The organism is Sphingorhabdus pulchriflava (assembly GCF_003367235.1).
GTDB lineage: Bacteria > Pseudomonadota > Alphaproteobacteria > Sphingomonadales > Sphingomonadaceae > Sphingorhabdus_B > Sphingorhabdus_B pulchriflava.
The window spans coordinates 1,821,184-1,840,188 of the sequence record NZ_QRGP01000001.1; the positions used below are offsets into that span (position 1 = coordinate 1,821,184).

General features: G+C 58.0%; 16 protein-coding genes and 1 riboswitch. Of the genes, 7 read left to right on the plus strand and 9 right to left on the minus strand.

Going from position 1 to position 19,005, the window contains the following annotated elements:
* Window positions 1-310: 310 nt before the first annotated feature.
* From DXH95_RS08965 to DXH95_RS08975, 3 genes are all read right to left on the minus strand, one after another.
* Window positions 311-1,327 (minus strand): IS110 family RNA-guided transposase, encoded by a 1,017-nt coding sequence (locus DXH95_RS08965; protein ID WP_115549000.1) that lies wholly within the window; start codon window positions 1,325-1,327, stop codon window positions 311-313.
* A 112-nt stretch (window positions 1,328-1,439) separates the two neighbouring features.
* Window positions 1,440-5,681 carry a strawberry notch family protein gene (locus tag DXH95_RS08970; protein ID WP_115549001.1) on the minus strand — a complete coding sequence of 1,414 codons (4,242 nt, stop codon included), beginning with the start codon at window positions 5,679-5,681 and terminating at the stop codon, window positions 1,440-1,442.
* A gap of 91 nt (window positions 5,682-5,772) precedes the next feature.
* A complete protein-coding gene (locus tag DXH95_RS08975; RefSeq protein WP_115549002.1) occupies window positions 5,773-6,681 on the minus strand; it encodes a DUF7146 domain-containing protein in 909 nt (302 codons plus the stop codon).
* 127 nt (window positions 6,682-6,808) lie between these two features.
* Between DXH95_RS08975 and DXH95_RS08980 the strand changes: the two genes are divergently transcribed.
* Both DXH95_RS08980 and DXH95_RS08985 read left to right on the plus strand, forming a co-directional pair.
* Complete coding sequence (locus DXH95_RS08980) at window positions 6,809-7,483, plus strand: lytic transglycosylase domain-containing protein (protein ID WP_115549003.1); 675 nt, start codon at window positions 6,809-6,811, stop codon at window positions 7,481-7,483.
* A 36-nt stretch (window positions 7,484-7,519) separates the two neighbouring features.
* Entirely contained in the window at window positions 7,520-7,699 is a 180-nt protein-coding gene (locus DXH95_RS08985) for a DUF5818 domain-containing protein (protein ID WP_115549004.1), read from the plus strand.
* Here DXH95_RS08985 and DXH95_RS08990 read toward each other — a convergent pair.
* Window positions 7,696-8,958 (minus strand): phage integrase, encoded by a 1,263-nt coding sequence (locus DXH95_RS08990; RefSeq protein ID WP_181883613.1) that lies wholly within the window; start codon window positions 8,956-8,958, stop codon window positions 7,696-7,698. The two genes, DXH95_RS08985 and DXH95_RS08990, sit on opposite strands and share 4 nt — an antisense overlap.
* A gap of 355 nt (window positions 8,959-9,313) precedes the next feature.
* On the opposite strand from DXH95_RS08990, the gene DXH95_RS08995 reads away from it, so the two are divergent.
* Window positions 9,314-10,060, plus strand: coding sequence for an NYN domain-containing protein (locus DXH95_RS08995; protein ID WP_115549006.1), 747 nt, complete (start codon window positions 9,314-9,316; stop codon window positions 10,058-10,060).
* 20 nt (window positions 10,061-10,080) lie between these two features.
* Here the strand turns inward: DXH95_RS08995 and DXH95_RS09000 are convergent, their stop codons facing one another.
* From DXH95_RS09000 to DXH95_RS09015, 4 genes are read right to left on the minus strand one after another with little or no spacing between them, the layout of a single operon-like run.
* Window positions 10,081-11,052: an NAD(P)H-dependent flavin oxidoreductase gene (locus DXH95_RS09000; protein WP_115549007.1), complete on the minus strand. Its 972-nt coding sequence runs from the start codon at window positions 11,050-11,052 to the stop codon at window positions 10,081-10,083.
* A gap of 31 nt (window positions 11,053-11,083) precedes the next feature.
* Window positions 11,084-11,860 carry an SDR family NAD(P)-dependent oxidoreductase gene (locus DXH95_RS09005; RefSeq protein ID WP_115549008.1) on the minus strand — a complete coding sequence of 259 codons (777 nt, stop codon included), beginning with the start codon at window positions 11,858-11,860 and terminating at the stop codon, window positions 11,084-11,086.
* A gap of 14 nt (window positions 11,861-11,874) precedes the next feature.
* Window positions 11,875-13,134, minus strand: coding sequence for an acyl-CoA dehydrogenase family protein (locus tag DXH95_RS09010; RefSeq protein ID WP_115549009.1), 1,260 nt, complete (start codon window positions 13,132-13,134; stop codon window positions 11,875-11,877).
* 24 nt (window positions 13,135-13,158) lie between these two features.
* Window positions 13,159-14,274: an acyl-CoA dehydrogenase family protein gene (locus DXH95_RS09015; protein ID WP_115549010.1), complete on the minus strand. Its 1,116-nt coding sequence runs from the start codon at window positions 14,272-14,274 to the stop codon at window positions 13,159-13,161.
* A 206-nt stretch (window positions 14,275-14,480) separates the two neighbouring features.
* Between DXH95_RS09015 and DXH95_RS09020 the strand changes: the two genes are divergently transcribed.
* The 4 genes from DXH95_RS09020 (at window position 14,481) to DXH95_RS09035 (ending at window position 18,383) form a co-directional block, all read left to right on the plus strand.
* Window positions 14,481-15,023: a glycoside hydrolase family 108 protein gene (locus DXH95_RS09020; RefSeq protein ID WP_115549011.1), complete on the plus strand. Its 543-nt coding sequence runs from the start codon at window positions 14,481-14,483 to the stop codon at window positions 15,021-15,023.
* 50 nt (window positions 15,024-15,073) lie between these two features.
* The gene (locus tag DXH95_RS09025; RefSeq protein WP_115549497.1) at window positions 15,074-15,487 is read left to right on the plus strand and encodes a holin family protein; all 414 of its coding nucleotides are present in this window, start codon (window positions 15,074-15,076) and stop codon (window positions 15,485-15,487) included.
* A 121-nt stretch (window positions 15,488-15,608) separates the two neighbouring features.
* A riboswitch (cobalamin riboswitch) is annotated at window positions 15,609-15,791 on the plus strand.
* A gap of 97 nt (window positions 15,792-15,888) precedes the next feature.
* Window positions 15,889-17,790, plus strand: a complete 1,902-nt coding sequence (locus DXH95_RS09030) for a TonB-dependent receptor plug domain-containing protein (RefSeq protein ID WP_115549012.1) — start codon at window positions 15,889-15,891, stop codon at window positions 17,788-17,790.
* 53 nt (window positions 17,791-17,843) lie between these two features.
* The gene (locus DXH95_RS09035; RefSeq protein ID WP_147291710.1) at window positions 17,844-18,383 is read left to right on the plus strand and encodes a hypothetical protein; all 540 of its coding nucleotides are present in this window, start codon (window positions 17,844-17,846) and stop codon (window positions 18,381-18,383) included.
* On the opposite strand, the gene DXH95_RS09040 is transcribed toward DXH95_RS09035, so the two are convergent.
* Entirely contained in the window at window positions 18,367-18,885 is a 519-nt protein-coding gene (locus DXH95_RS09040; RefSeq protein WP_115549014.1) for a 2'-5' RNA ligase family protein, read from the minus strand. The genes DXH95_RS09035 and DXH95_RS09040 overlap by 17 nt on opposite strands.
* Window positions 18,886-19,005 lie beyond the last annotated feature (120 nt).

A 19,005-nucleotide genomic window follows, 5' to 3' on the forward strand; every position in this document is an offset into this window, starting at 1 on the left:
TCTCTGTCATCACAACGATAAAATATGGTCGTGAACGGACGTCCGGAAAGCCTAAGGTTCGAATGAAAAGCAGACATTCCGGACTGTTGTCTAATTGTTTCATTCACGGGTTTCTCCTTTTCGCTTTCCCGATTGGCCAATGGTTGTCTTCGAGGTCATCGGACGGCTGTGGTGAGCATGATGTCCGGGCCTTCATGATCGCGGCCGGGCGAGATAGGGTGGGCGTCTCTGTGTCCAACTCGAGGTTTTAGCCTCTACGGTCCTGGCGAGATCGCCCTGGCATGGCTGATTGGGAAGAGAGTCGCTGGCGTCATGTCCAGCGGAACTCCGTCTCGTTCAACCACAGCCGATGAAGTAGCACGGCGAGCTTTCGGGCAACTGCGATCCTTGCGCGCTTGCTGCCTTTTGCGTCAGCGATCCGCTTCCCCCATAGCTGAAGGGCAAACGGTCGCTGTACGCGCGACAGCATGATGTTAGCGGCCTCGAAGAGTGCTCGTCGCAGCATCGGATCACCGGCCTTGGATATGTTGCCGCGGACATCGCGCTCGCCTGACTGGTTCCTTCGAGGTACCAACCCAGCATATGCGCCAACATCCTCACTGCGGGCGAAGCGATGCGGATCCTCGACAGTTGCGGTAAAGGTCAGGGCGGTTATCGGGCCGACCCCGGGCACACTCATCAGTCGACTGCACACAGCATCTTCAGCTGCGCGGCTCTCCAGCAGCTTGTTGGAAGCGCGCAGTTGCTCTTCGAGCACTTCCATGGTGGCGACAAGAGGAGCAAACAACGGCTCGAGATCGGGCCGCTGTTGGTACAGGGCGTGCAGTCGCTCGCGGCGCTTGCCCGGTGTTCGGGCAGAACCCAGGCGCAGACCGAAGAGCTTCAGCAGTCCGCGCAGCTGGTTGCCAAGCGCGACCCGCGTTCCAATCAGTTGGGTACGGATACGCAGAGCAGCACGGTCGATGTGGGTTGCCGAGGCTTTCATGTGCACGCGCTTGAACCAGCCAGTGCGAGCAAGCTGCGCCAGCCCTTCGGCATCATGCACGTCGCTCTTGTTCACACGGGTCGCCAACACACCCTTGGCATGACGGGCGCAGATGCACTCGACCGGAATGCTGCGCTCGACAAGGCCATGATACAGGAATGTCGATAACGGGCCGGTCTCCAGCACAACGCGGACTAGGCCAAGGCAGTGCTTGCCGAGCCATTTGGCTATCACGTCAGGATCGCTGGCCACAACGTCGCGCTTAAGCACCACGCCATCTGCATCGACCACACACAAATGGGTGGTCTTGTCACTTACGTCCAATCCTGCATAAATCGTCATCGGTCACTCTCCTGCGTTGAAGCGCTCATGCGACTTCGTAGCACTCAGGAGGGTGGCTAAAACAATTACGCGGTGTCCAACTTGGCTGCCCCTGATATCATCCGCTCAATCTTCAAACATGGGGCTTTGAAATAGCAGTCAAGATCGACGCCGCATCTGCGCATGGCAGAAAGAGCCGCGTCTGATAACGAATGATCTCGGTGAAGCAGCCTTTCGCTTTGTACCAATCCAGCCTCTCCGCCGACCAGCCTGACAGTTCCAGACGCTGACTTCCATTGACGAGCGAGCGCTTGACGGTCAGCGGCTCGACACCCAGGAGCAGCAAAGGCTTTCCAGTCCGCATGACTAGCGAAGCAAGCTCGGCTGGCGCGATTGCTTGAGGCAGGTCTGTGCCCAAGGCCGCCGCCAACTCTGGAATGTCGCCCATGCCGATCTCGCGCCCCAGCAGTGAACGGCCATCCTTCGCCGCGATCCGGCTCACTCTGACATAGTCGCCCGGAAGCTTGTCCCAGATCGGCAGCAATAGGCCGGTCGCAAGATGCAGCCGCTCGCGTTTTGGCGACGCCAGCGCTTCGGCGGTTTCGGCCCGCCAATCATTCTCAAACTGCTCGCGCCCGACCGGTTGCCAATTGCTCTCGGCAAGCTGTCCGGATGTCAGATATTCGGCGCGCAAGGGCCGGACGAGTTCAAATCGTTCGATACGCTCGCCGTCATCGGTGAGAAGCCCGCGTGCGCGCACGGCCAGCGCGACGCGCCCCGAACGCTGGTTTTGCATCGGACGGGTATGAACATGGCCTAGATCGTGGATTTTGGTAAGGTCTTCAAGGCCGAGCGGTCGCTGGCGGCGGGCAATCTCGATCTCGAGCAAATGCGTCGTGGCACCCGATGCAGCGTCGATGCGCAGGACTTGATCTGTGAGTATTTGATAATCCTCGACAGGGATTGTTTCGACGCCAAGATCAAGCGTCCCTGCGACACGCGCCGCATCGACACGCGCTTCAACTAGGCCCAGATATTCATCGAAAATGCCGTTCTGCAACTGGATCGGAAAGGCGAGGATGCGATTGAGCCAGCGCTGAATGGTCGGCAGCTCGTCTAGCAATCCGCCACCTTCGGCCTCGATTCTGAGACCCGACAGCTTTTGGAATCGGTCCAGGCTGACGGCGTCGAGCTTGCCTTGGTAGAGCAAGTGGAACCAGCGAGTGAGTGCGTCTTTCGCGTAAATGCTCTCGAGATTGTCGGCCGGATTGAACAGGTTCTGCCCGCCCGTTTGGCGCTGACCGCGGGTGAGCGCGCCAAGGCTGTCGAGACGGCGCGCTATCGTCGAAATGAAGCGCCTTTCGCCCCGAACATCGGTCGTGACGGGCCGGAATAGAGGCGCTGACGCTTGATTGGTCCGGTTGGTGCGGCCAAGTCCCTGAATGGCTGCATCGGCGCGCCAGCCCGGCTCGAGCAGGAAATGGATCCGGCGCTCCTGGTTCTTCGCATGCAGATCGGCATGATAGCTGCGTCCCGTGCCCCCCGCATCGGAGAAGACGAGGATACGCTTGTCGCCATCCATGAAGGCCTGGGTTTCGAGGACATTGGAGCGGGACGAACGCGACTGCAGCTTTTGACTACCGTCGGTTCCGACCACCAACCGCCGCGAACGTCCCGTGACCTCGGCCACTGCATCGACACCGAAGCGTTCGATGATGGCATCAATCGCGGTTGCTACAGGCGGAAGCGCACACAGCCGCTCGATCATCGCGTCACGGGCTGCGACGGCGGCACGGCAGCGGACCGGATTGCCGTCGGCATCGCTCATTGGCTCGGAACGGGCTTCGCCATTTTCATCGACAAAGACCTGCATCAACCGGACGGGAAAGCTCTGTACCAGATAGTCGATCACATATTCGCGCGGCGAGAGATCGATTTCGAGATGCTCACGCTCCTCAGGTGTCAAATCGGCAAGCCGGCGGTCAAGCATGGCTTCGGCGGTCGATACGAGCTGGATCACGGCGGAGTTTCCTTCGGCCAGCGCCGCATCGATCGCTGGCAACAGGCTTGGCAGCTTCATTGAGAGGAGAAGCTGTGCGAAGAAGCGCTGCTTGGTGCCTTCGAAGATCGAAAGCGCTGCTGCCTTGGCACCCTTGTTGAGCGTATTGCCGCTATCTGCGTCAACGATGCGGGTGGCTTCGAGCACTTCGCCCAGATTGCTGTGAATGATCGCCCAGGCCTCGGCATATGCATCATAGACCTTTATCTGCGCCTCGATCAGTTCATGCTCCAATATCTCATATTCGACACCCGCAAAGGAGAGCGCACGGGCTGTGTAAAGGCCCAGTGATTTGAGATCGCGGGCGACCAGCTCCATCGCTGCAATGCCACCTTTCCGAATATCATCGACAAAGCGCTCACGCGTCGCAAAGGCGGTCTCAGGTCCCCACAGGCCAAGCCGCGCTGCATAGGCCAAATTATTCACATCAGACGCGCCGGTTGCGGAGACATAAAGGACACGCGCGCGGGGCAGAAGATTTTGGAGGCGTACACCAGCAACGCCCTGCTCACTGCCTTTGACCTTACCGCGGCTTCCCTCGCCGCCTGCAGCATTGGCCATTGCATGGGCTTCATCAAAGGCAATCACACCATCAAAATCTTCGCCCGTCCAGTCGAGGATTTGCTGCAGCCGTGTCGCATCAGCGCGGCCCGACCGGAGCGTCGGATAGGTCACGAACAAAATGCCTTCTCCCATTGTGACATTCTGGCCGAGTTTCCATTGCGATAGCGGCTGGACGTCGAGCGGCAAACCGCCAAGCGAACTCCAATCGCGCCGTGCGTCCTCCAGCAGCGCTTCATTCTTTGACAACCAGATATGGCGGCGTTCGCCGCGCAGCCAGCGGTCGAGGAAAATGGCTGCAACCTGCCTGCCCTTTCCGGCTCCGGTACCGTCGCCCAGAAAATAGCCGCAACGATAGACTGAGCCTTCTTCATGCGGCTGCAAAGTGCATCCATTGTCATGGGGCAGATAGAGGCCGGGAAGATCGCGCTCGAAGGCATTTGCTGCATAGACCAAGGTTTCGAGCTGCGCGTCGGACAGCAGCCCGTCAGCAACACAATTTGCCATGACCAGCGGCTGGACATGGGGAATGGGTGCGGCAATCGAGCCCATCGCGACCGATTCCACAAGTGCCGTAGGGTGATTGCGCGCGCCGGTAATGATCATCCGGCTGGGCCGATATGGGAGATAATGACCGACCTGTTCGGATATGGGAGCCGCTTCATTGAGCGGCACAAACTCGAGCGCATGCGGTTCAGCAGCGTTGGATGAGATCGAAGGAGCCGGCGCGATTGGGCGGCTTATCGTTCGCGGCGCAACTCGCAGAGCGGGCCTTAAGGGTCGGGCGGGCACAGCCAGCGGCTGGCGCGAAGCACGAATCGGCAGGGCATCGACAAGCGACACAAGCTCACTGAAATCACCGATATGGCAGGTTACCGTGGCTCGGCTATCGTCAACCTTTTCGAGAACGATAAGCCGCGTTGAAATTGAAGTTCCCGCACGTGCGAAAGCGCGATCCATTGATGCATTGAGCCGGACGGCAACGGGCATCCGCGAACGCTCGACAAAGGCATGGAGGTCGAACCATTCGGGCATGATCGCAACCGCCCTGCCGCCGACCGCCAATCGGGCGAGCGCAGAGCGCAAATGGCGAGCGCCCGTTCGGCCATCTTCGCCGCGTTCGAGCCCGACTGAATAGGGTGGATTGATCAGGACCGTATCCGGCAGGATCGCAGGATCGAGAAGCTCCTCGATGAGCTCACCGTCATGCATCGAAATCCTTACGTCCGGGAAGAGCGCATGGAGTGCATCGCGCCGCAAGACATGGATTTCATTGAGCGCAAGTTTGGAGCCGCTCTGCTTGGCCCAGAAGGCGAGCATGCCGGTTCCCGCAGACGGTTCGAGCGTCAGATTGCTGCTCGACAATGCAGCTGCACGCGCCGCAATCCAGGCTAGGCGCAATGGTGTCGAGAATTGCTGGAAGCGAACCTGTTCTTCGGACCGGTTATGCTGGATGGGGGTTAGGCTTTCGAGCTTGTCGAAGCAGGCAAAGGCTTCTGGCATTTGGCTATCGGGCGTGATCGAGGATGTCGCCTGCAGATAGAGGAGTTGCGCCAATTCCACCGACGCGTAGGTATCAGACAGGGACCAGCGGTTGTCTGCATCGGTTGCACCCGTCAGTCGGGTGAAGGTCTCTGAGAGAAGCTTGCGGGTGATTGGTACATTGGCGGCAAGATCGTCCGCAAGGCTGCGCGCAGCGGTGATTGCTGGAAGTTCGTTAGGCGAGAATTCGAGAATGAACGCGGGCTGGTTCATGGGTTGGGCCTCCTGAAAGAGGCCAGCGATCTTCGCAGGATTGCCGACCGGGCCTCAGAAGACGAACGGCCTCCTCCACTCTACGCTGCCGTCAGGCAGCCGCAGTCGTGCCAAGCTGTTCTCGCAGCGCATCGTTCCAATCATCGTCCGGACGGTCAGGCTTGTGCGGGATGATCGTTCGTCCGGCGCGCTCGTAAGCCTCCATTCCGCGCTTCAGCGCCAGATCGCCCCCTTTGTCGTTATCGACAAACAGATGCAGCTCGGTGACACTTTCGGGAATGGAGACGATGCCGAACCGCTCATTTCCGAGAGTGGCCCAGCAAGGAATGCCAAACAGCACCTGCGCCGAAAAGGCGCTTTCGGTTCCTTCAGCCAGTCCCAGCCTTCCATCAATCGGATCTGCCAGACGGATGGCGCCTGCCCCAAATTGCCCCAGCGCACGCTTGGGTTTGAAGAAATCAGCTTTGCTAGCGGTGACAGGGTCGAGGAATGTCCGATGGATAGCGACGATGCCGATATCCATTCGTACCGCGGCAATGAGTGCCGGCAGAAAGCGAACGTCGGGTTTTCGTCCCAACGGCGTTCGGTCGAGATACCGCAATTCAGATGAACGAAGTGGTATTGATCGATTGACGAGATAGCGCTCGGCAATCGTCCCCGCGAGCGGAACAGCTTCGCGCCAAAGCCTGCAAGCGTTGGCATCTGGTCCGAATGGCTTCGCGGCCATAGTGATCGGTCCGCCCTTCCCATCGAACAGATCGCGCGGCTGGATGCCATGACGCTTGAGGCCTTCTAGTACCTCATCGCTGGTGCAGCCCGCAAAGCAATGGAACAGGATCGCATTGCTTGTCAGCCCGACGGAAAGCGACGGGGTCTTATCGTCGTGGGCCGGACAGCAGCACATGCCCTGCCGGCCCGTCCAACGGCCGCCAAGCGCGTCAACAATCTGTCGTGCGCGTCTTTCGAGGGCAATGGGCACATGCTTTGCGGTCTTCGTCATCGATCATTCCTGTTGCCAAAGGCTTGCTGTGGCCTTGGCTGCCTCCACTCTGCGCCGTGTGGAGTTTTCCTACACATACATGTTCATTGTATGTTCTCGCATCAACAATCGCGAGAAGGAATGAGTGATGAGATATATCGCCCTGGGATTTTTCGCCGCACTGCCACTTTCAGCGGCTTTTGCGAGCGAACTACCGGATGAACCACAGGCTATAGTTTCGAGCCAAACGCCCATCGAAGCCTCCGAAACGTCCTCGCTCGGCTACCGAATCAATGACGCGTCGGGATTTCAATTGATTGAACATGGCCACTGGGCACCACCGCTGCGGGAAGAAGTGGCCGAACATTTGGCCAATGATGGCGGTCAACGCGGTCAGTTGAAGACGACTCCTCAGCCCAAGCCAAAAAAACCTCGGACAAATTTCCGACGAGCGGCATTTCTTCCTCACGTTTATGCCGCCGAAACCCGGTTCGGACTACCGGTCGGGCTTCTCGATGCTCTCATCTGGACGGAATCGCGCTACGATCCAACAGCAGTCAGCCATGCTGGTGCTGCAGGGCTTGGTCAGTTGATGCCCGGAACGGCCAAGGATTTAGGTGTCACCAATCGCTTCGATCCCTATGCCAACATAAGCGGCGCAGCGCGCTACCTGCGCCAGATGCTGGATCGGTTTGGCGTGGTTCATCTCGCGGTAGCAGCATACAATGCTGGACCGGGCGCAGTTTCTCGTGTGAGAGGAATTCCTCTCAATGGTGAAACACCGTCCTATGTCCGGAATGTCCTGACATTCTGGCAAAATTGATGTGGAGGCAATGTGAGCTCGGGTGAAAGAATTCGCGTGTCAGGCCAAGTCAGGCAAAGCCGACGTGGGAAAATCGTAAAAACCGATGACAACACGATCTGGGTCATTGAGGTGCCTGACGACATCGAATTTCCTGGATCGGGAAGCGTAATCGTCGAGGGCACCAAGATCGGATTTGATCGACTCCGGATCGATTGGTTCGGGCTGGCTGTCTAACGCCGAAACGGCAAAACTTGTGCGCCGAAATTGGCTGCTTCTCGTACTTCATCCAAGACTTCAACGGCCTTCAATTTAAATTCAGGAGCAAGATGTGCGTATCGCAAGGTCATTGCATAGTCGCTATGGCCTAGCAGTTCGCGAATGGTGTTTAGATCAACGCCACCCATCGCCAATCTCGATGCGAAATGGTGCCGCATGTCATGCCAGCGGAAATCTTCGATTTGAGCGGCTTTGAGCAGTCGTCTCCAGGAGGAATTGACGCGATCAAAACGCTGGCCTTGCTCATTCATAAATACCAGGCCCGACAAATCATCGCATTGAGCCCGCCAGTTTAGCAATGTGGATGTTGCTTCGCGATTCAGCGGAATATGCCGTGTTCTTCTGGATTTGGCGGTGGCGCCCGTGACAGTCAAAATTCGCCGATCTAGATTCACATTCGACCATGTAAGATCAAACAACTCGCCGCGACGGCATCCCGTGTTGAGCGATAATAGAATGAGCGGTTTTACATGATCAGTAAACACGACATCCCTTAAATCTGGTAGGACAACATATCCACGCTCGGTTCTCCATCGATTGGCGGATTCCCGTTCGACCCTTCGGCTCTCTTCACGTTCTTCGATTGCTCTTCGCAACCGTCCTTCTTCGCCTTCGCTGAGGAAGCGCACTTTCAGACAATCATCAACCCGCGCCTTTTTGACCTTTGAAAGGGGATTGTGCGGCAAAATGCCCCAGTCAACCGCCCGATTAAAGCTCGCTTTGATTGACGCAATGTCGCGATTGATCGTTTGATTGCTTAATCCTCTTTCGACCTGTTGCCCTCTCCAGCGCTCAATATCGAGACCGGTTATCTTGTCGAGTTTCTTGTCGAGCAGCGATTTGAACGCAGTCTGCAACCGATTTACGTTCTGCTTCCAGGAGCGCTGGCTGGATTTGGCCCAGGCCAAGTAGTCGCCCTGAAGGAACGCGCGGTAGGTCGGAACTACTTGTTTGGGCTTCCGAGCCTCCATGGGATCTATACCCCGGTAGACATCCGCAAGTATCGCCCGCGCACTTTCACGCGCATCTGCTACGCCCAAAGCATCCGCTCGACCAAGCATGATGCGCTTTCCCCGCGCATATTCACAGTACCAAGACTTTGTTCCAGTCGGTGTAATGCGAAGAACAAGTCCTTTGAGCCGCGTGTCACGATGCTCCACCATCGCGTTAGGAATTTGCATTTTGTCGATCGACATTTGTGTAAATGCATAGCGCATATTAAGAGCACCCCTCATGGAACAAAAAGGGTACTGGTGGTGCACTCATGGTGCAACTTGACGAAACAAAATGGAACATAATGGAAACACTTTGAACAACGATATTCATCTTTTCATATCGTTTTTCAGTTACTTATACAAGTATTTCCGTTCCATTAGGTTGCACTAAAAACACCCCAAAAGTCGGCTGGGGGTGTGGGGGTCGGAGGTTCGAATCCTCTCGTCCCGACCAATTTTCCGAACAATTTTATGCCTCCCGCCGACTTTGGTTTTTTGACTTTGGTGCGACGCCTAGAGATTTTCCATTTGTCGGAAATCGTTAGCGCATCACGCCGTATTTTGGCACTATTGCTAAATGGCTGAACAACGTTCTCCCCGCCTCGCCGTTTTGATCGATGCCGACAATGCCTCAGCGCGAATAGCGCCTGGATTATTCGAAGAAATCGCGAACATCGGCGAAGCGAGCGTTCGTCGAATCTATGGCGACTTTTCTGGGACCAGACTGAAGCAATGGTCGGAAATTCTTTCAACTCATGCAATAATGCCGCACCAGAATTTCGCGTACACATCAGGCAAAAACGCGTCCGACATAGCCCTAGTCATTGATGCGATGGACTTGTTGCACAGCGGACGTTTCGACGGCTTCTGTCTGGTTTCGTCGGACAGCGACTTCACACGACTCGCTGCCCGCATTCGCGAACAAGGCGTCGATGTTTATGGCTTTGGCGAACAGAAGACGCCTGAAAGCTTTCGACAAGCCTGCAGGCGCTTTTTCTACACAGAAAACTTGCTGCCCGATGCTCCAAAGCCCGATGGCGGAGAACAACAAGCTGCACCAAAGGCACTCAAGCCACCAAGCGCAGCCGTTCCATTGATCCGTAAAGCCATTGGCCAATTGGCAAATGACGATGGGTGGGTCGCCCTTGGCCCCGTCGGCAGCCATCTTTCAAAACTGGCATCTGATTTTGACCCGCGTACCTATGGCCACGCAAAATTAAGTGATCTTGTCAAAAAGTCCGGGGCGTTTGAGCTCAAACGCCCCGAAACTGGTGGGATGTACATCCGTGTGAAGCCAAACAAAGCGGCGGCGGCGAAAGCCTAAGACTCTCGCCACATTGGTTGTCAGGCAGCAATCCGTTTCCGTACGGCCTCCGCCTGCGCCATGATATTTTTCACGAGGTCGGCACAGGTCGGGATGTCGTGGATCAGCGCTTGGCTCTGCCCGCTTGTCCAGATGCCGCCGTCGGTGTCGCCCGCGGCCAGCACATTTTCACGGCCGCGCACGCCCGCCATCAATTCCTTCACATCAGCGAAGGTCTTGGTCGGGTCTTTCTGGATCTCAGCAACTTGCTCCGAAATGGCGTTGCGTGCGACGCGGGCGGTGTTGCGCAGGCTGCGTCCGACCAGCACCGTGCCGAGTTCGTCGAGCTCGACAATCTTGTCTTTCACATTTTGGTGAATCTTGGCCTCGACGGTCGCGCAGAAACGGGTGCCCATGTTGACGCCATCGGCACCAAGCGCGAGGGCGGCAACCAGGCTGCGGCCATCGGCCATGCCGCCCGAAGCAATGATCGGGGTATCAGGCAGCGCATCTACCGTCGCAGGGAGCAACACGACAAGGCCCACATCATCCTCACCGGGGTGACCGGCGCATTCAAAGCCGTCGATCGAGATCACGTCGACACCTTTTTTAACCGCAGACACCGAGTGACGCACGCTGGTGCATTTGTGGATCACCTTGACGCCATTTTCCTTAAAACGCGGCAGGTGGTCGGTCGGTGCGCGGCCTGCGGTCTCGACGATCTTCAAGCCCGACGCGATGATTGCCTCGCGATAATCATCATAGGGAATCGGGTTGATCGAGGGCAGCAAAGTCAGGTTCACGCCAAAAGGCTTGTCCGTCAGCTTGCGGGTCTTTTCAATCTCGTCAAACAGCGCCTGCCCGCTTTCAAACATATGCGCGGTGATGAAGCCGAGCGCGCCTGCGTTGGCGACAGCCGCCACCAGTTCGCCATAGCCCACGCCGGTCATGCCGCCCATGACAATGGGGGTTTCCACACCGAACATTTCGGTGATGCGGGTCTTGATTGCCATTTTTCCTTCTCCTGATTCTGTTATGTCTGAATTAGTTACGCGCACTCTGCCCGTCGTCGACGCGGATCACTGCACCGGTGACGCATTCGGATGCGGGTGATACGAGATAGAGCAAGGTGCTGTCCATCTGTGCGGGATCGCAGATGCGCTTGCGCACCACATGCTGGCTGAGATCACCGACGCGTTCGAGCATACCGTCGAGCATTTCGGTCTTGAACATGCCTGGGCAGATCGCGTTGACGTTGATGCCATATTTCGCCCATTCGAGCGACAAGGCCTCGGTCATCCGCGCGACCGCCGTCTTGGTAATCGCATAAAGCGCCGCGCCGTTGCCCGAATAGCTGTAATGCGCGACCGAGCTGATGTTGACGATACGCCCCGGCTTTTTTGCCGCCATCAACCGCCGCGCCACCTCGCACGATAGGATGTAGGGCGCACGGAGATTGACCCCGAGCACTCGATCGATCAGATCGACCTCCATCTTGTGTGCGCGCTGGGCATCGGGAATCCCCGCATTGTTGATGAGGATATCGACCGTTCCATAGGCCTTTTCGAGCGTATCGACCGCCGCGAACAGCTGATCGGCATCGGTCGCGTCCATCGGAATGCAAATTGCTTCGCCGCCAGCGGCGCGGATTTCCTCCGCAACCGCCTCGAGACGGTCGACGCGGCGCGCAGCCAGCCCGATCTTGGCGCCGCACGCTGCGAGCGCCTTTGCAAAACGGACACCGAAACCCGAAGAAGCACCGGTGACGAGCGCCACCCGCCCGTTCAAGTCATTCGACACATTGGGCAAGGGAAACGTCATCACCTGTCCTCCTCTCAACGCCCGGTGGGCAGATCCTTGAACGGTATGCCCTTATCCACGCGGATTTCTCCGGGCAAGCCAAGCACGCGTTCGGCGATGATGTTACGCAGAATTTCGTCCGTCCCGCCTGCAATACGCCCGCCGGGCGAGCCGAGGAACATCTCCTGGAAATCGGCATTTTCAACTGCTAGCGACGGATCGCGGATGATGCCTGCCTGATCCTGCAGGTCAACCATGAATTCGGCGAGATCCTGCATGGCGGCGGCCTGCACCAGTTTTGAAACCGACTGCTCCGGCCCCGGCGTCTTGCCTTGCGACAAAGCGGTCAGCGAGCGCATGCCGGTGAAGCGCAGACCTTCGGCGCGAACATAATGTTCGGCAATCTTTTCGCGCACCGTGCTGTTGTTCGACAGCGGATCACCATTTTCATCGCGGATTTTCTGCGCGACCTGCAATGCCTTGATCGCACCGCCGCCCCGCGCACCGCCGCCACCGCCAACCGACGCGCGCTCGTTCATCAGCGTGATGATCGACACATTCCAGCCGTCATGCAACGCGCCGAGACGCTGGCTGTCCTTAATGCGGACATCGGTGAAGAACACCTCATTAAAACCGCGCGCGCCCGACATCTGGTGGATCGTCTTGCACTGTACACCCGGCGATTTCATGTCGATCCAGAACATGGTGAGGCCCTTATGCTTCACCGCATCGGGATCGGTGCGGACGAGGACGATGCCATAATCGGCGTAGTGCGCGCCCGAGGTCCAGATCTTCTGGCCGTTGACCACCCAGTCGAAATCGCCATTGGCGTCGACCGAGCTTTCATCCTTGATCGCACGGGTGCGGATGGCCGCAACGTCTGAACCGCCAGCAGGTTCGGAGAAAAGCTGGCACCAGATGGTTTCACCGCGAACAGCGGGCCCGACAAAACGCTTTTTGGTTTCGTCATCGGCGGTTGCCATCACGGTCGGAATGCACATGCCTAGGCCGATCGCGAACGGGCCGCCAAGCTGCACGCCCATGCGCGATTCTTCCTGCGCGAAGATGACGCTCTGGATGGTGGTGCCGCCACCGCCGCCCCATTCCTTGGGCCAACGGATTTGCGCATAGCCAGCAGCAGCCTTTTTGGCCTGCCATGCCTTGCACGCATCCATCTGGCTTTCATCCTCGTCACCGAGCGATGCACCCTTTACGCCGCGGGGTGCGTTTTCTTCGAGCCAGGCGCGAACCTTGGCGCGATATTCGGCTTCTTCGGGAGTGTCGTTGAAATCCATTTTCTCGTTCCTTCCCTAAATATTTCAGGCCGCGTTGCGGCGTTCGAGCATGCTGACCAAACGGTGTTTCCAATTGCGCGCCGAACCGGCGACCAGCGCCAGCTGGCGGCTCCGGCGATAATGGAGGTGGGCGTCGATTTCCCAAGTGAAGCCCATGCCGCCATGCACTTGGACATTCTCCTTGGCGGCAAACCAATAGGCATCGCACGCCGAAATACGCGCACCAGCCGCCGCAATTGGAAGCTCGGGCGCATCGCTGTTGAGTGCCCAGGCGCCATAATAAGCATTGCCGCGTGCGAGCACGTTCTTGGCGTACATATCGGCGAGGCGATGCTTGATCGCCTGATATCCGCCGATTGCGCGGCCAAAGGCGAAGCGGTCTAGCGCGTAGTTTTTGGCCATTTCCAGGCACATGTCGGAGCCGCCGACCTGTTCGAACGCAATCAACACCGCGGCGCGGTCGTTGATGGCTTCAAACAGGGCGAGACCATCGCCGACTTCGCCGAGCCGCTCGACCGGCGCATCCTTGAATTCGACGCGCGCTGCTTCGCGTGATCGATCAATAGTGTTGACGGCTTCACGCGTGACGCCGGGACCATTAAGGTCGACGATATACAGCGTCGGCTTCCCGCCCTCCTTGGCGAGGACAACCGCATGATGTGCGACCACGCCATCGGTGACGGGCAGTTTCACGCCGGTCAGCTTGCCGCCCGATACTTCAGCGCTGATATTGGCGACCGATACGGCTCCGGCCTGTTCGGCGCTGGCAATCGTCCCAATCAATTCGCCGGTCACGACCTGCGGCAAATATTTTGCCTTCTGCTCGGCGCTTCCGGCACGCAGCAACGCTTCAGCGAAGAAATAAACGGTCGAAGCGAAAGGCACCGGCGCGACTGCGCGGCCCAATTCCTCGGCGATGCAGCACAGCTCAAGATAGCCAAGGCCAAGCCCGCCATGCTCTTCCGGAATTGCAGCGCCCAGCCAGCCCTGCTCTGCAACCTGCGACCAAAGCTCCGGATCAAAACCCGGGCTATCTTCATCCATCAATTTGCGGACGCGGTCAGGCGGGCATTTCGCTGCAAGAAATTTGCGCGCCTCATCCTTCAGCGCGAGTTGCTCTTCGGAAAAATCGAAATTCATCTTGGGACCTCTCCTGTCATGCCTTCGGGCAGTTATTGATTCTTCAATACGCCATTCAGACCGTCGGGCAACAAGATTTAATCGCGCGATTAAAAAAATTACGCGATGCAGGAAAAGTCCCGTAACGACTTCATTGGAATTTTATCTGTCCTACATTGAACCTATTTGGTTACATGCGATTCGTTTTGTGAAGGACGGATCGAAAAATGCAGAATATCGATGAATTGATCGACGAAGTCATCGAGCGTGAGGGCGGATATGTGAACCATCCGGCGGATCGCGGCGGACCTACAAATTGGGGAATAACCGAGGCCGTGGCCCGGCGACAGGGCTATGTCGGCGAAATGCGCGCTTTGCCCCGCAGCGACGCGGCAGCGATCTACAAAAGACTCTACTGTTTCAAACCCCGCTTTGACGTAATCGCAAATCACGCCCCAGCCCTCGCCGCCGAGCTTTTCGATACCGGCATCAATATGGGAACGGGGACCGCAGCTGCCTTCCTACAGCGTGCACTCAATGCCCTTAATCGCGAAGGCCGTGACTATACCGACCTTGCCATCGACCGGCAGATTGGCCCCGCAACCATCGCCGCACTGCAAGCCTTTCTGTGCAAACGCGGCGCAGGCGGTGAGGCCGTGCTGCTTAAGGCCGTCGAGGCACTGCAGGGCGCGCATTACATCAACATCGCAGAAGCGCGACCAAGTCAGGAGGCCTTTGTCTATGGCTGGCTGGCCAACCGGATCGGATAATTTTGTTGCGCAACGTGGCGTCAACTTTGTCAACTTTGAAAGGAACCAAAATGCCAATCATCGAAACCCTGATCGGCCCCATCGCTGCGCTGATCGACAAGCTGATCCCCGATCCCAAGGCGCGCGACGCGGCCAAGATCGAACTGATCAAATTGCAGGGCAGCCAGGAACTGGAAACGCTGCGCACCCAGCTTTCGGCGATCCTTGCCGAAGCGCAATCGCCCGACCCGTGGACCAGCCGCGCACGCCCTTCATTTCTCTATGTGATGTATGCGATCCTCCTCTGGTCGCTGCCCATGGGCCTGATCGCCGCCTTCCGCCCGCAAGCCGCTCTCGACATAGCAGCAGGCATGAACGCCTATCTGAATGGCCTGCCAGAGCCGCTCTACGCGCTCTTTGGCACCGGCTATCTGGGCTATACGGCCGCGCGGCAATGGGGGAAGGTCAAGGGGGTGGAGAGATAAGGCGCGTCGCCCCGGCGGAGGCCGGGGCCGCTGGAAGTTTATCCTTCACCGTTTGACAACTCCAATAGCGGCCCCGGCCTCCGCCGGGGCGACGGGTTGACCAACACAATTTCCTCATCTACCCGCCCTTCCCGTAACAGGTGCCCCGGGAAACCGGGGTGAAAAGGGAAGCCGGTGTCAATCCGGCGCTGTACCCGCAACTGTGACCGGCGAGCGAAGCCCAGAATGACCACTGTGCAAACGGGAAGGTCGGGCCAAGCGATGACCTGGGAGCCAGGAGACCTGCCTGTTGCAGCCAGTCCTTCGCCCGTGCGGGAAAACGCGGACGATCGAATGAAGCTCCTCAGGAGCTTTCCTTCGCGTGACGGCATTTGAATGCAACGTCACAGGAAGGATATTTCATGACCATATTGAAACTGACGGCAGCCGCATTGACGATACTGCCAATGAGCGCGCATGCCCAAACCACAACCGAAACCGAAGATGCGATCGAGGACGATGGCGGGTGCTGCAGCTTTTATTCGGAGCGCCTGCCGTCTCGAGACACGATAGTCGTCACCGCCACCGGTACAGAATTGCTGGCGAGGAAGAGCGGCTATTCGGTTTCGAATATTGGTATCGACGATATCGAACTGCGCCAACCTTCAACCCTGTCCGATCTGCTCGCAACCCTCCCCGGTGTAACGGTATCCAACACCGGCCCTATCGGCGGCTTCTCCGCGGTCCGCATTCGCGGCGCTGAAGGCGAGCAGACGCTGACCTTGATCGATGGCGTTCGCATAAACGACCCCTCCTCCCCCGGTGGCGGTTTTGATTTCGGCAATTTGCTGATCGGCAATATCGACCGGGTCGAGGTGCTACGCGGGCCGAATTCGGTACCCTGGGGCAGTCAGGCAATTGGCGGCGTAGTCAACATCATCACCGCCCGCCCCGGATCCGCAAGCAACCGCGCCTTACGCGCCGAATATGGCAGCAACAACCGCACCAATCTGGTCGGCCAATATGGGATATCGGGCGACCGGGTTTCGGCCAGCCTTGGCGGTGGCTTCTTCCGCGACGACGGGATTTCCGCAGCGGCCAACGGCAGCGAGGCCGATGGCTATAAACAATATGCCGCCAACGGGGCTCTTGAGGTCATACTCAGTGACGCGGTGAGCATCGATTTGCGGGGATTCTATTCGCACAGCCGCGCGGAACTGGATGGATTTCCCCCGCCCTTTTACAGCCTATCGGACACACCCGAATATTCGACCGGTCAGCAGGTGATCGGCTATGCTGGCATCAATGCTGAAATCGGCAATCTGAAGAACCGGATTGCCCTAACTGTCAACGACATCAACCGCGACAATTTTGCCGCTCCGGGAGCAGCCGCACCCGACTTTTTGTCGCGCGGTCGGACGGAACGGTTTGAATATCAGGGCGATTGGCAACTCGCCCAGCCGGTTCGCGCCGTGTTTGGCATTGAACATGAACGGTCGCGTTTCACCGACGGATCTGCGCCCGCAAAAACCCGGCATTCAGGTGCATATGCCCAAGCGATCATCGATCCGAGCGAAACACTAACGATCACCTTGGGCGCCCGCGTCGACGACCACAAAAGTTATGGCAGCAAAGCAACATTCAGTGCGAACGCCGCATGGCGACCTACGGCCCAAACGGTCATCCGCGCGGCCTATGGCGAGGGTTTCAAGGCCCCAACTTTGTATCAGCTTTTCAGCTTTTACGGAGACCCCGGGTTGCAGCCGGAAGTCGCCAAAAGTTATGAGCTGGGCTTTGAGCAAGGCCTGCTCGATGGTCAATTGCGCTTTGGCGCAACGGCTTTCCAGCGTCGCACGCAAAACATGATCGATTTCGATTTGCTTATCTACCGTTACAACAACATCATTCGGTCACGCGCCAAGGGGATAGAGAGCTTTATCGAGCTACGCCCCAGCGACCGCTTCAGCGTCCGTGCGAACTACACCTATGTCGATTCCGAAAAGCGCGAAGATGGTGCTGTGGATTTTGTCCGCCATCTGCGCCGTCCGGTGCACAGCCTGAATGCCAGCATCGATTGGCAAGCATCTAGCAAGTTGAAACTGGGCGCCGACCTGCGTCTGGCCAGCGATAGTCTCGATGGCTCTGGCGGTTCGGTACGGATGGACGGCTATGTCTTGGCGGGCATTCGCGCCGCTTACGATATCAGCGACGCACTTGAACTTTATGGTCGCGTCGAAAATGCGGGCGATACCGATTACCAGACCGTCGCGGGCTACAAAGCCTATGGCCGCAACGCCCATATCGGGCTGCGCGCGAAATTTTAGGGAGTTGACGGTCGGGCGTTGCCCGCTACCGTCGGAATGACAAGGAAGGGAATATGATTATGGCAAATGAATTGCTGAACGCGAAAACCGCCGCATGGCCTGCCACTTTGGCCGGTGCAACGGTGCTGGGTAGCCTTGCGCTGGCCTGCATATTCCCTTTCGCAGCGATTGCAGCGCTGGCTGCGTTGACGCTTGATCGCCGAAGCGGCATCGCACTGGTCGGTGCCGTCTGGGCAGCCAATCAGGCGGTCGGTTTTCTGCTGATGAACTTCCCCTGGGATGCACAGGCTGTTGGCCATGGCATCGCGATCCTCGCTGCGACGCTCGCTGGCTTTGGCGTTGCGCGCGCCGTTACAAGTAAAGTCGAAGGCAGCGTGTTTCGCAGCGTTGTCGCACTCGCCTCGGCCTTTGCCGTCTATGAAGTGCTACTGCGCGCTTATGCCCAATTTGGCGGTGGTGCAGAGAATTTCTCAGCAGAAATCGTTTCCGGCATCGCGATTAATGACGCGATGTGGTTCGCAGGTCTGATTGCGCTGCGTTGGACAATTGGCCAAGCCACGGGTGAAAAGGCAATCTTCAGCGCCGCCCGCTGAATTTCCAGCTCTGGATAGGCTCCCAAGGGCCGCCGCGATAATAATGCGCGGCGAGCCCTGAGATTTCCAGCGGCCGCGGTGCAAAGCCGGTTGAAAGCTCGGCGAACAACGCCTTGGCAACAGCTGGCTCAACCTTATTCTGCACGGTGATATGCAAGCGCGGCTTGGCCTGATCCTGCGGTGTCAGCAGGCCGTGCAGGTCAGCCGCCAGTTCCTCGCGCATGGCCAAAAGATCGGCACATTCAACCCGATAAGCCACGCCCCGTCCTAAAAACATCACGTCGCGCAACCATGCTTCGGGCTGCGGAAATTCATGGGCCAGCCCTGCCAGCCGCGCCTTGATCTCCGGCCAATGCCCCGGCGGCAGGTGATGGAACAGCGTGATATGCGCCTGCAGATAATTCCGCTCCGGCGGGAAATGCATTGTCCTAAGCGCATTGGCCCAGGCCTGATCGGTCTTTCCCATGGTTGCTGTGACGATGATAGGCGCGGTTTCCTGCATCGCGATGGACTATGCGCTTCACCGACATGCTTCAAGATAGGGAGATTGCCGGAACCGGGCGAGGGTTTGGAGGGGGGAGGTATCGGCACCGGCCCCGGCGATGAGGGCGCGATAGCCGTG